The following is a 13,438-nucleotide window of genomic DNA, read 5'->3' as shown; positions in this document are numbered from 1 at the left end:
TGCGAACTCAAAAAAATGGGGTCGACCGGAATTGACAGGATGGAGATAAGTAGGTAAGCATGCAGCGCGTTGGGTGAATTAGCGCTTTAATCTGAACGCTCAAACTTACAAATGGCGAAAATAACTACGCCTTAGCTGCCTAATTTAGAATTAGCATAGCTTTTGTCCCGCCGGTTCTGCGTTTCATTGGATCGGCATCAGGGGCATCGACAAATGAAACTGGCCTGCTTGGGGTGTGATAAGCGGGCGAGATAAAGCACCTACGGAACACGGTACAGGTAAGCGACTGACCTTCCTGTTCCCGACAATTAAACAGAAGCTAAGCATGTAGAAAGCTTACCTTATACCATGTTTGGACGAGGGTTCGAATCCCTCCGGCTCCACAAAATTACTTACCGTAAGTTGAACGTATGTTTGGCTTACGGTTTTTTGTTATTGATTCTGCTCTTTTCTGGGTTTTAAAGTGGTGTCAAGTATTTCATCAAAAGATGCGTACCAACAATTATGTCCAAATTGATTGAAGGAGTATAATGCAATATCCTTATCTGTCGATAAAGATATTGGAACCATGTGGGGGTATACAACACCAAAGGCAAGTGTTTTAATCAAAAAATGCACATTATTTATAGCCAGTAATTTGTCTTGCTTATGCTCGGTTGGGACATATTCTATCTTATATACTGAAAAATTTGTATCTGATACATTTATGAAAGCTTTATAAACAACCGCGCCAGTCCAACTTCTTGTAAGGTATATAATATCATTCCAACCATAAATGTCCCATTTGTCTTCCATGCACTTAGCCTTGTAAGCAGCTCCCTCTATTTTCGAGCCATTATGTGGATACTCCAGATTTACATCCAGCATCTGGCTGCCATCCATTTTAAAACCAATTAATTCTTGTCCGATACTTTGTCTTTGTTTATTGAATAATTCTGCAACGAATTTATCCCTAGTAAAAGACAAGGTATTTTGTGTTAAGCTTCTGATATCGAGTATGTGTTTATTAAATGGGTTCTCATCACCTAACTCATACCATTTAAATTGATATTCTTGATTTTGGTATTGATGAGTTTCTGATTCTTTGATCGTTTTCCTTTTGAATAAGCCAAACATAGATTGTTATTAAGGTCAACGTAAATCTAACTATTAGAATTATCATAAATAGGTTGATTGATTAKATTTTTCCATGGCATCAATTACTTTAAGAAAATCTTTAAGTAAAAACAAAAAATCTTCGTTTTCGAGCAATGAAATAGGATTAGGTTCTAACCCCTTTCCTCCGGCTCCACCATACTGGATAAGTGTTGTAAATCAGCACTTATCCAGTATTTTTTTCCTCCAACTCTTTGTTAGTCAATATTATGCAATCCGCAACTTCGTTGTGTATTAAATTGCTTATAAGTTCTTATAATCAACACTGGCAGACGTTTAATAGCCTCTTACATTGCATGATTAGATTGATATTTTAAAGATAGTGTATTAACCTGAGTGGTCTTTTCATCATATCTTCTTAATATTGAGTATAACCTCCCGTGGACGTAAAGTGAGTAATGGCCATGCTGCCGGGATTTTCTCTGTAGTACTAATATTAAACGATTTAAAAATAGCATAAAGAACAAACGCCATTTCGGCCATCGCAAAATTATTGCCGACACACATTCTTGGACCTGCGCCGAACGGTAGGTAATTTCTGATGTTCTTATCAATTAATCCTTCCGGGGTTAAAAACCGTTCGGGATTAAATGTCAGCGGGCTCTCCCAATAACCTTCATACCGGTGCATCCCATAAATATAAGTTAAAATGCTGGTGCCGGCAGGGAACGAAAAGCCGCCAAACCGATCGTCTTTTATAGCTACCCGCTCGTTTATCCACACTGAAGGATACAGGCGCATACCTTCATTAATTATGGCATTTACGTAGCTATGGCGCGGGCTGTCCAACATATCTATTTCGCCTGTCGTGTCTATCAATTTTTCACAAACCTGCGGGTTTGAGGCAATAAGATATAATAGCCATGAAAGTGTGCTGCCAGTTGTTTCATGCCCTGCAAAAAGCAGGATAAGCAACTCGCTGATGAGTTGTTCTTCAGACATTCCTTGTCCGGTGTCTTCATACCGAGCATTTAGCAGCATTGCTAACAAGTCGTTATGTGCCGTTTCATCTGTCCGCCGCAGCGCGATAATACCTCTTAGCATATCCCTGATGCCATCCCATTGCTTAACCAGCTTTTTCTCGGCCCCTGTTACGGGGTATAAAAATCTCCTGAAAGGCTGAAGAACATCTTTGGCCATAAAGTCCTGCAGATCTATAAAGCCCCGGCACAATTCATCGGTCATCTTACGGGACATATCGATATTAAATAACGAATTGAGCAACACCGAAAAGGAGAGCTCACGCATTAACGGATATACATCGACCTGCGCCCCCTGCGGAAAATTGGCTATATAGGCATTCACGGTATTCATCACCGTTTCATACAGTTGGTTTATACTGTTATGGTGAAAGGCAGGCTGTATAAGCCGCCTTTGTCTTCGCCAGTCATCCCCGTTTACAAAAAGCAGGCTCGTGCCTAATTGCTTGTTAACTACATCTGTATCCAGCCTGGCTTTTTGATAATTGGTGTGATTTTCCCGAAGGACATAATTGACAAAACTGCTATCCCTGGTAACTATTACCCGCCCTTTTCCAGGCATAAATCCGGAGTAAGTACCCCCGAACTTTTTTATTTCCCCGGAGACATAGCTTAGCGGATCTTTTATTGCTTTGAATGATCCGGCTAAGCTTTGAAGCGTGTTATTGCCGGCAGGGAAATGATATTGATTGCTCATAGTGTTTTGCATTTATGCAACTGCAAACCTATAAGCGGGCCACGTTAAAAAAATTAACAAAAGCTAATTAATGCTGTTGTCCGTAAGCTATTCTTTTACGAATACGGCTAAGCGAAACCGGCGTAACCCCTAAATAGGTAGACAGGTATTTATCAGGCACCCGGTTAGCTATATCCGGTTTTTCGTGAATCAGTTTAAGGTATCTTTCTGTAGGCGACAGCAGCACAAAAGATTCTATTCTATCTGTTGCTTCCTTTAGCATATCTACCTGGAAGATAGATCTGTAGGCGCCTATCGAAGAGTTTCGGTCGGCCATTTCCTGCACCAGCTTATAATCCGTTTCCGTAAGCGTGGTATCTTCCAGGGCCTGGAAAATAAAACGGGAAGGCTTTTGCCACATGATGGTATCATACGAACCAACAAATTGGCTTTCCCAGCGTATTAATACTGTTATTTCGTCGCCATTGGGCTTTAATTGGTATGCCCTCATCAGGCCCTTTTTTATGTGGCCCATCTTTGTGGAGGCTGTTCCTTCGTGAATATAAATTTCTCCCGCCCGTATTTTTTTTGTTTTTGCTGTTTTAAAAAGCCTGTATATATCAATAATATTTACTCCCTTTAAAATAGAAATATAAAATTGAATATCTTCCTGGCTAAGCATAGCCAAAGATACGCTGACGCTGTTTAAATTGACATCAATAGAATAATTTTATTTAAAAGCGGTTGAATAATCTTCCCGTCACCTATAGGGGAATAGAACATGTGCTCAACCAACTGCCTTTTGGCCGAGCGATGTTTTTATTACACTTGTTTATCGGCCATCACCTGCTCATACATCTGGTCAAACGGCTTGTTCTTCAGCTCGATGGCTACGCCCGAGTTGCGTTGCTCGCAAAAGCGGAGCATTTCAAAGCAATCAATTAAAATGTTATCATCTACGCCTTTAAAAGTCATTTCCACAACTTTGCCCGATATCTTGTAATATTCCTCCAGCGCGCGCAGTCCTTCTCCGGTTATTTTAATGAGTTTGGCACGTTTATCGTCTGGCGATGTACGCTCGTCAATTTTCTTTTCGGTTATCAGTCGGTTAATAACCTCCATACCGGTGGTGGTTTCGGCAAACATGTAGTTGATCAGGTCACTTTTTCGTACCTCGCCTAAATGATTAAGGCCATTAAGATAGTAGAAGCTTTCGGCAGGGGGGAGCGCAATATGTTTTACCGCCGCACGAAAATAAAGGCTATAGGCACTCATGATGCGGCCGATGGTTTTTAACAGGAAAGCACCATTCATAATGCGTTCGCCTTTTTTACCCGGATGTTTGGGCTGCGGTCGTTGTTTTTGCAGGTAGTATCTGCAAAATGTTTCAACGGTCTGGTCCGCACTTACCTCCTCAAATTCCGACCAAGCTTTAATTAATTCGACTACGGGCTTCATGATGTTCCTATTTCGGCATAAAAATAAAAAAATATTTCTAAAAAGTTTTATTTATTCCTAAATGGTAATATATTTGAAAAGTTATTTCGGATTGGTAGTAGTTGAATTGAGGCATTAAGAAAGGTTTACATTTCTTTAATTTAGCGAAGAAATAAAAAGAGTTTAGTTTGGAGCTATTCAATTTTTTTCAAAATCCTGTAAATTCCGATAAATCCTTAAATCGTGTTAAAATGTTTTTGATTATCAATCGTCCAATAAAGTAGCGTTTATTTGTAATACACTTTTACAGCATCTAATATAACTTGCATATGCAACCCGATAAAACCAAACCAAATCAAAAACCACCCGGCGTATTCAGCCTGCTGAAGCCATACCTGGGTTGGGTTACATTGTTATTAGTTTTTTCTGTAGCGGCTACGGCAATTAACCTTTGGCTGCCTAAAATAATTGCCAATGGTATTGATGCATACACCCATCACCAGTTTGTGGTTAACGATGTGATTAAAAAGTTTTCACTGGCGGCAATACTGGTGTTTATTTTCAGCTCTATCCAGGGTGTGATACAAACGTACTCGTCAGAACTGGTAGCGAAGGACTTGCGCGAAAAGCTGGCAGATAAAATATCGCGCCAAAGCCATGCCTTTATCGAGCAGGCCAATCCATCAAAACTGTTAACTAACCTTACGGCCGATATTGATTCTATAAAGTTATTTGTATCGCAGGCGCTGGTATCAATAGTTACGTCGATTATAACCATTGTTGGCTGTAGCGTAATGCTGCTCACTATTAACTGGCGTTTGGCGCTGGCTGTTATTGTTATTATTCCTATTATAGGCGGTACGTTTGCATATGTTTTAAAAAATGTGCGGGCGTTGTTCATGAAAAGCCGCGGGGTGATAGATACGCTGAATAAGGTTATTAACGAAAGTATATTGGGCGCTGCATTAATCCGGGTTATTAACTCGCAACAACTGGAGTTTAACAAATTTTTGGCTGCCAATACCGAAGCCAAAAATTACGGGCTAAAAATCCTGACTTTTTTTGCCGGGTTAATACCTATTGTAACTTTTACCGCCAACATGGCCGGGTTAACCATTTTAGTAATGGGCGGGCATTTTGTAATAAACAGCACCATGAGCCTTGGTAGTTTCGCGGCGTTCAACAGTTATTTATCGCTATTGATATTCCCCATATTTGTGCTTGGTTTTATGAGCAACCTGATAGCACAGGCCAGTGCATCATATACCCGTATCAGCGTTGTTTTGGATGCACCGGATGTTGCCGAAGGGGGCGATTTAAAAGATGCACTTCGCGGCAATGTGGAGTTGAAGGATGTATCAGTCGTTTATGGACAAAAACTGGCGCTTAAGGAAATATCGTTAAAAGTTACCGCTGGGTCAAAAATTGCCATTATAGGGCCAACATCCGCAGGTAAAACCCAATTGCTTTACCTGCTAACCGGGCTTATCAATGCAACAAGCGGCGAGGTTTTATATGATGATAAAAGCATAGCGGCTTATGACAGTGAATCCTTTCACCGGCAGGTAGGCTTTGTTTTCCAGGACAGCATTATATTTAATATGAGCATCCGCGAAAACATAGCTTTCAGCGATACAGTTACCGATGAATCGTTGCAAAAGGCTATCGACACCGCGGAGTTGAAGGACTTCATCGGCAGTTTGCCCGAGCATTTGAATACCATTGTTTCCGAACGTGGTTCCAGTTTGTCGGGTGGGCAAAAACAACGTATCATGCTGGCCCGTGCATTGGCGGTTAACCCTAAAGTTTTGTTACTGGATGATTTTACCGCCCGGGTAGACGGCAACACCGAGAAAAAGATCCTTGCAAATATTCAGCAAAACTATCCGGGTTTAACGTTGATATCAGTTACCCAAAAAATAGCCTCTGTTGAACATTACGACCAGATAATTTTATTGACGGAAGGCGAAATTGTAGCCAGCGGTGTACATGACGACCTGATGAAAACCAGTACCGATTACGTACAGATATTTAACTCGCAACAAAGTACAAGTAATTACGAATCGGTTAAGTCCTGAGTATTAAGTTGAAAGTCTTGAGTCTTAAGTCGGAAGTAAAAAACTTCCTTGGAGTCACGACTTAAGACTTCGGACTTAAGACTCAGAACTTCTAAATAAGTATCACAAAAAATATTATCAACAAATGAATTACGATCTTAACCAGCTTGGTAAAACTGCGCCAAAAACATCAACCTGGGCAGGCCTGCGGAAGCTGATCCAACTGATATCGCACGAGCAGCGAACGCTCATTATAGCGTTAATAGCCATCCTGGTCAACTCCACGCTGAACCTGCTGGGCCCCTTCATTATCGGCCATACCATCGATAATTATGTGCTTCATAAAAATTTTGATGGCGTTATACACAACGCCATTTTATTACTTTGTATGTACACCGCGGCCTTGTTTACCAGCTATAAGCAAACTACGCTGATGGGGGGCGTGGGGCAGCGCATGCTGTTTACGTTGCGTAACGCGATATTTAACAAACTGCAGCAATTGCCGGTCGGTTTTTTTAATCAAAACAAGTCGGGAGACCTTATATCCCGCGTAAATAATGATACAGATAAACTGAACCAGTTTTTTTCGCAATCGCTGATGCAGTTTATCGGTAATATATCTACCATGGTAGGGGCGGGAATATTTTTGCTTGTCATCCACATTGAATTGGGTGCGGCAGCATTAGCACCCGTTTTAGTGATCCTGTTACTTACTGTTGTACTATCGCCATGGGTTAAAGCTAAAAACGCTGCCAACTTAAAAAGTACCGGCGGCTTAAGCGGCGAGATCCAGGAAAGTTTAAATAACTTTAAGGTGATTATCGCTTTTAACCGCCGAGATTATTTCAGGAAGCGATTTGCTATCGCCAACGGTGAAAATTATGAAAAGGCCATCGGCGCGGGATTGGCTAACAACGTTTTTGTGCCGGTTTATGGCTTGTTTGCCAGTATAGCCCAATTGATAGTGCTTACATTTGGTATTTACCTTATTACTCATAAACTCTATGGTAGTCAAGCATTGTTTACCCCAGGGGCTCTTATCGCTTATTTGTCATACACCACCTTGTTCTATAACCCACTGAGGCAACTTGCCGCTTTATGGTCAAACTTCCAGACAGCCATGGCTGCCTGGGACAGGATCTCGCAGATATTATCTCTGGAGAGTGACCTGCCACAAATAGCGGTTGGCATAACCGAGCCTAATGCAGCATTACTCGAGTTCAGGAACGTGCATTTCAGTTACGATGAAAGCAAAGAGATATTGCATAACATTAACTTTAAGCTGGAGCAGGGTAAAACCTACGCACTGGTTGGCCCAACAGGTGGCGGTAAAACCACTACGGCATCATTAATAGCCCGCCTGTATGATCCATCAAAAGGATTGGTACTGTTGGATGGTAAAGACATCCGTACCTATACCGCCGAAGAGCGCAGCCTTAAAATAGGATTTATTTTACAGGAGCCTTTTTTGTTTAGCGGCACCGTTAAGGATAACATCCTGTACAGTAACGATATGTACAAGGAACATACCAACGAGCAATTGGAGAAAGTGATTACGGATGCCAACCTGGGCGGCCTGCTGGCTATTTTTGAGAACGGGCTGGAAACTCCTGTACTTTCAAGCAGCGATAGCATTAGCCTTGGCCAAAAACAACTGATAGCGTTTATGCGGGCCGTACTGCGTAATCCGCAGATATTGATTTTGGACGAAGCCACCGCCAACATTGATACCATTACCGAAAAACTACTGAGCGATATCCTGAACAAACTGCCCGAAACCACCACCCGCGTAATCATAGCCCACCGCCTGAACACTATTGAAAATGCCGACGAGATTTTCTTTGTAAACTCCGGCGAGGTGATACGTGCAGGTGGCTTAAATGAAGCGATTGATATGCTGCTGCATGGGAAGAGGGTGAGTTAGGTAGTAGAGTTAAGAATCAAGAGTCAAGAATCAAGACAGGAGCTTGTTTCATTGTAGGTAGCGAAACACATTGAGCGAAAGTTTTAAAAGTTACATAGGTCTTCCTGCTGTGTCATTTCTGCCCATCGTGCAGAAATAAGTTTTGCATAATCGATATAAAAGAGACCATAGCTTCCAATAGCGTATCCTTCGTTAACTTCTACAATCAAAAATCTTCCATCTGCTGTTAAACCGAAATCAATAGCGTAACCGGCGGGTGCATTCTTATATGAATTAACTGCTTCTTCTATAATTTTATAATCATATTGGTTTCTCCAGTCTCCCTTGTACGGCTTTACACCGAGTATTTCCTTGTATCTTACAAAGACCCTCCATTCGCTTATAAACTCAACAGGTTCAGAAACCCATATGGGTACATCGCCCTCTATATCACCGCATCCGATTAAATCATAAGTAGTTTTAATATGCCTGCCCGTGAATTTTTTAAGTTTATGCCTGGGTTTCACAAATACATTCCACAATTCGGGATTATTTGCAATCTTATCTATTGTAGATTCGGTTATTTTCCTTCCATAAAATTTCGAAAGGCAACCAGGGTAGTCAATATGTTCAGGGATTTCAAAGTCTAATTTATTCAAGGCAGTTTGCACGAAGCTTATGCTGCCAAAGAAGATGTTGTGCGGGGATACGGCAAGATCGTCAAAGTGCTCTACTTCGATGATTTCAAACCCCATGTGATAAAAAGCTTCAATTCCCGTTACCACAGTGATATTGCTTGCTTTTCCTCTGGTGATTTTTTCTGTATATAATTTCACTGAATTCTGGGGATGTAGATTAAGGTGGTAGTATTTGTGATGGAGATCATTGCTCGTTTTTACAACCGGTGTGCTATTAGTAGTGGTCTCTATTACAGTTTTTAACGCCTCTGCTAAAAGATTATATCTGCCCGGGCGATAGCTTGACGGTCGACATCGATATGGCAAGTTACTACATATAGGTCATAAATACCAACTGGTCGTATGCCTAATTTAAGCTGGAAGGTAAGTTATGAATACGATCAGTTGCGGCGCGCTAAATTCGCGGGAGCAAAAGATATTTCGCCGTAGCATTCTCCATAAGGTTGTTATATTTATGCAAATGATTTTGGGATACAATGGCAGGTAAAATTAAAAGTGACTTTGAGATAGTTACGGCTGAATCGCGCAAATTGGCTATCGCCTGGCATCATGGCTTTATCAATTACGACCACCTTTTTGTAGCCATGTTGCAAAATAAATGCAAGGCTACAAAATACTTAGGGCATTGTGATTTGGATTATTGGGAAACAAAAATAAAAGCGTTGTATCCTGCAACCGGCAAGCAAACACTGCGGCATTCAATGCCTTTAACGGTAGAGGCCGAACGTGTTGTAAAGGATGCTTTCCAAATATCGGGCATTGATGATTTTGCCCCAACCAATACCATACACCTGCTGCTGGCTATTTTAAGTTATGATAATGAGGTAAGCAAGGCTTTTTGCCAGGCTGGGATATTAATTGAAGATATTACGGGAGCCGAATTTAAAAAACCGGTAAAACGGTTTCCATCTCCTGTACAAGCTGTTCGGGAAAAACCATATAGCAAAGCAGAACTCTTTTTTTTGTCAAAAGCATCGAAAAAGAAGCGGGTTGACGCTTTGTATCGAAATGCCCTTAACTTTTATTTTTATGGGCAATTTGATGATGTTTTAAAAATATGCCGGATAGGTTTAAGTCTTTTGCCCAATTATATGCACTTCAAGGTGTTAATGGCTTTCGGCAGCCAAAAGCTGCGTGATTTCGATTTAGCATTGTCGCTAATGACCGAGTTGGCAGAGCTTAAGCCCGATGATACCGATTTACGACTTTCATTATCACTTCTGTATGGTATGATGGGAAAGTACGGGGAGTGCGGCGAGATGTTAGACGCTCTTTTGCAGGTACAGCCGGATAACGAATCGTTTTTAAATAACAAAGGCTTTAACCTGCAATTGCAGGAGCGTTATGCAGAATCGGTGCCTTTATTTGAGCAGGTTATACRGGCTGATCCTTCAATTGCCTATGCCTGGAATAACTTAGGTTTCTCGAAGTTCAGGCTGGGAGAGAAGGAGCAAGGGCTGGGCATGATTAATAAATCGCTTGAGCTGGATAAGGGAAATCCTTACGCGTACAAGAACCGAGGTATTGTTTTGATGGAGCAAGGACACAAAATTGAAGCAAAACAAAACTTTATACTTGCCCTGAAATTTGGCTACACCGAAAACTATGGTGATGAAGTGGAAAAATTGTTGCACAGCCTAAGCCCGCAGGATCCTGATTAAACGCTACTAAAACACAAATAACCCGGATGATAGTTCATCCGGGTCATCTAATTTTTCAACAATGGGCTACTAAAAAGAAACTCATTTTAACTCAGCCGCGAAACCGCCGTTACGTACCATGGTTATGGTCATTTTATCGCCGGCTTTTACCTGTTTGGTTTTACGGCGGTAATCCATAGCCTGGCTACCGGCGTTTATGCCATCCTCAAACCATGTTATGGTATAGGTTTTGTCTTTATCCAAAAAGTCGAAATTCAGTTCCAGTTCCCTGGTTTTTTCTTTGCCATTGGTTATGCCGCCGATAAACCATTTTTCGCCTTTGCGTTTGGCTACCACTGCAACCTGGCCGGCATCTGCAATTAATGCCCGGGTTTCGTCCCAGGTGGTAGGCACGCTGGTTATAAATTCGGTACAATCGGCGTTGCGGTAGTAAAGCGATGGGTTATCGCACAGCATTTGTATGCCGCTTTCAAATACCACATACATGGCCAGTTGGTTAACCCTGGTGCCTATGGCAGCTGCATTAGGCCGTTGCGCGCTGTAAGCGTTGGGTTGCATGTTTATCATGGCCCCCGGTGTAAAATCCATAGGGCCTACGGCATTACGTATAAATGGCAGGTAGGTGCTGTTATCGGGCGAGCAGCCACCCATTTGTTCAAGGCCGCGTACGCCTTCGTACGATATGAGGTTTGGATATTTATATTCGAGCCCCGCAGGTTTAAAGGCACCATGAAAATCGACAAAAACCTGGTTCCTGGCCGCTTCTTTAACTACATCTTCATAGTACTTTACCATCCATTGGTCGCTGCGGTCCATAAAATCAATCTTAACGCCTTTAACGCCCCACTCATGGAAGGTTTTAAACAAATCCATATTATTATGTACTGTAAGCCAGGTGAGCCATAAAATGATGCCCACATTTTTTTCCTTGCCATAACGAATTAGTTCTTTCAGGTCTACTTTAGGATTAGGCGTGTACGGGTCGGTTGTGCTTTTGGCCCATCCTTCGTCCATCACAATGTATTTAACGCCGTATTTGGATGCAAAGTCGATATAGTATTTGTAGGTATCCAGGTTATAGCCCGAAACAAAGTTTACATCGGGCCCATAAGGGGTGGCATCGTTCCACCATTCCCAACTGGCCTGGCCCGGTTTAATCCACGTTGCGTCGCCAATAACACTTTTTGACGATAGCCTTAACGTCATGGTATTTTCTAACAGTTGCTTATCGTTTTTAGTTATTACAAAATACCGCCACGGAAAATTACGGGTGCCGGATGTTTTGGCAATATAATCTGCCGATTTTAAGATCTTCTGGCTCCGGTCGCCGTCGGGGCCAAATTCCAGCGGAACCTTCGGAAAGGTAGCTTCGGCGCCGTTGCTGCCTGTACCTTTTAAAAACATACCCGGATAATCGGAAAGGTCGGCTTCGCTGACCAGTATTTTATAGTTTTGTTTGGTATCTATCAACACCGGCAGGGTCGACATTTTGTCGGCCTCTTTCCATGCAGCCGATGAAACGTGTGTATAAGCATCTTCATAGGAGGTTTTAAAGCCACCCGGCTGCTGCAGGGTTAACGCGTAATCTTCAGGGAAGTTTATACCAAAATCCTCGCTCATTACCGTTATATCGCCCTTTTTTGTGGTGGCAAAGCGGTAGGCTATACCATCATCAAAAGCACGGAACTCTACAGAGTAGTTTCCTTTAAAGTTTAACAGCACGGCATTGTAAATGCTTTTAGCAGTCGAGAATTTGAGGGAGATGTATGGTTTGATGGTTTCTTCGCCGTGTATACGCTTTGAGTTCAGAAGTTTGGGGTTTTGGCCTAAGGTAACATCATTAAGATTAAGTCCCAGGTGGCTTTTGGTTAGCAGTTCTTTACCGTTGCGATATACGGAGTAATAAATTTTATCGCCGGTAGTTATGGTTATCTTAAGCTCGCCATTTGGCGATGTCAGATCAATAGGTTTGCCCTGGGCAAATAGCCTGCCCGTAGCGACAGATAACAGGAAAAGGCAACATAGATATTTTTTCATAAAACAGGATAATGGTGTAATTGGGTTTATTTATAAATGATGGTATTATTGGTATATTGATCTAAGCATTGGTAGTGCTAATGGTGCACTGATAACTTAGGGCAGGCAATGATAACGACACATTACCGGCCATTTTTTATCAATAACCAAAGTTAATCTTATGTCGCGAATATAAAACCCTGCCAGTGGCTGCGCAATGCCGGTTAATCGCCCTGGTGCCGGGGATAGCGGGGCTCATGGGCCGCTTTTTTGAAGCTGGTACAGCTGGCAATAAAAATAGCTTCTGAATAGTAATTTGCTGATAGTTTGAGTTTTAAATAAACCTCCAGGTGCTATAGGATGATGTCCCGCTCGGTTTTAATAACAAGCCTCTGTAAAACTTTCATGGTGCGCTTCGATACCGAAATGTATACGCCGACAATAAATATGTACGATTTAACAAAAATGGGAATAGGATAATTTATCCTTTTGCCGTATTACCTGCGATAACCATGTGCCTTAAATTGCACAACTGCATCGTTTTAGTAAATTTGTACATAACGAAACAAGGGGCGTTTATCAATGACGATAAATGCCCCTTGTTTGATTACAGAAAAGATGTTTTAGCTTCTTATTTTATCATAATTTATTGATATAAAGTATTTTGGTATAAAAAAACGGATATTGAAGTTATGGATAAGATGTTGTGTAGGCATCCCTAAATTGATTGCAAAGGTGCTTGAGGGGTACTTGAAAAGTGCATCACCGGTGATGGTTTAAAAATTCAGGCAATCGGGTAAGCCTGATATTACAGGGATATACACCCGATAATACCGGCTTACAAAATAGTTGTCG

Annotated in this window: 9 protein-coding genes and 1 other RNA gene; 4 read left to right on the top strand and 6 right to left on the bottom strand. The window is 41.7% G+C overall.

Annotated features, from left to right (window positions below; all coding sequences use genetic code 11):
* Positions 1-17 precede the first annotated feature (17 nt).
* Positions 18-386: a transfer-messenger RNA gene (ssrA, locus tag AC1DV1_RS25940) on the top strand.
* 46 nt (positions 387-432) lie between these two features.
* Here the strand turns inward: ssrA and AC1DV1_RS25935 are convergent.
* The 4 genes from AC1DV1_RS25935 to AC1DV1_RS25920 form a co-directional block, all read right to left on the bottom strand.
* Positions 433-1,116, bottom strand: coding sequence for a hypothetical protein (locus tag AC1DV1_RS25935; RefSeq protein ID WP_477365752.1), 684 nt, complete (start codon positions 1,114-1,116; stop codon positions 433-435).
* A 387-nt stretch (positions 1,117-1,503) separates the two neighbouring features.
* Complete coding sequence (locus tag AC1DV1_RS25930; RefSeq protein WP_477365749.1) at positions 1,504-2,832, bottom strand: cytochrome P450; 1,329 nt, start codon at positions 2,830-2,832, stop codon at positions 1,504-1,506.
* Positions 2,833-2,899: 67 nt separating this feature from the next.
* Entirely contained in the window at positions 2,900-3,493 is a 594-nt protein-coding gene (locus AC1DV1_RS25925; protein ID WP_477365746.1) for a Crp/Fnr family transcriptional regulator, read from the bottom strand.
* A 140-nt stretch (positions 3,494-3,633) separates the two neighbouring features.
* Entirely contained in the window at positions 3,634-4,269 is a 636-nt protein-coding gene (locus AC1DV1_RS25920) for a MarR family winged helix-turn-helix transcriptional regulator (RefSeq protein ID WP_477365743.1), read from the bottom strand.
* A 308-nt stretch (positions 4,270-4,577) separates the two neighbouring features.
* Between AC1DV1_RS25920 and AC1DV1_RS25915 the strand changes: the two genes are divergently transcribed.
* Together AC1DV1_RS25915 and AC1DV1_RS25910 are read left to right on the top strand one after the other, a co-directional pair.
* Positions 4,578-6,326: an ABC transporter ATP-binding protein gene (locus AC1DV1_RS25915; protein WP_477365741.1), complete on the top strand. Its 1,749-nt coding sequence runs from the start codon at positions 4,578-4,580 to the stop codon at positions 6,324-6,326.
* Positions 6,327-6,450: 124 nt separating this feature from the next.
* A complete protein-coding gene (locus AC1DV1_RS25910; RefSeq protein ID WP_477365737.1) occupies positions 6,451-8,229 on the top strand; it encodes an ABC transporter ATP-binding protein in 1,779 nt (592 codons plus the stop codon).
* A gap of 83 nt (positions 8,230-8,312) precedes the next feature.
* Here AC1DV1_RS25910 and AC1DV1_RS25905 read toward each other — a convergent pair whose 3' ends face one another.
* Positions 8,313-9,044: an ATP-grasp domain-containing protein gene (locus AC1DV1_RS25905; protein ID WP_477365734.1), complete on the bottom strand. Its 732-nt coding sequence runs from the start codon at positions 9,042-9,044 to the stop codon at positions 8,313-8,315.
* Positions 9,045-9,382: 338 nt separating this feature from the next.
* Between AC1DV1_RS25905 and AC1DV1_RS25900 the strand changes: the two genes are divergently transcribed.
* A complete protein-coding gene (locus AC1DV1_RS25900) occupies positions 9,383-10,567 on the top strand; it encodes a tetratricopeptide repeat protein (protein ID WP_477365731.1) in 1,185 nt (394 codons plus the stop codon).
* An 81-nt stretch (positions 10,568-10,648) separates the two neighbouring features.
* Here AC1DV1_RS25900 and AC1DV1_RS25895 read toward each other — a convergent pair whose 3' ends face one another.
* Positions 10,649-12,604: a glycoside hydrolase family 97 protein gene (locus AC1DV1_RS25895; protein ID WP_477365728.1), complete on the bottom strand. Its 1,956-nt coding sequence runs from the start codon at positions 12,602-12,604 to the stop codon at positions 10,649-10,651.
* Positions 12,605-13,438 lie beyond the last annotated feature (834 nt).

The organism is Mucilaginibacter sp. P4_D1 (assembly GCF_056401935.1).
The sequence above is the reverse complement of the archived record's forward strand: the minus strand, read 5'-3'. Positions and strand labels throughout refer to the sequence as shown.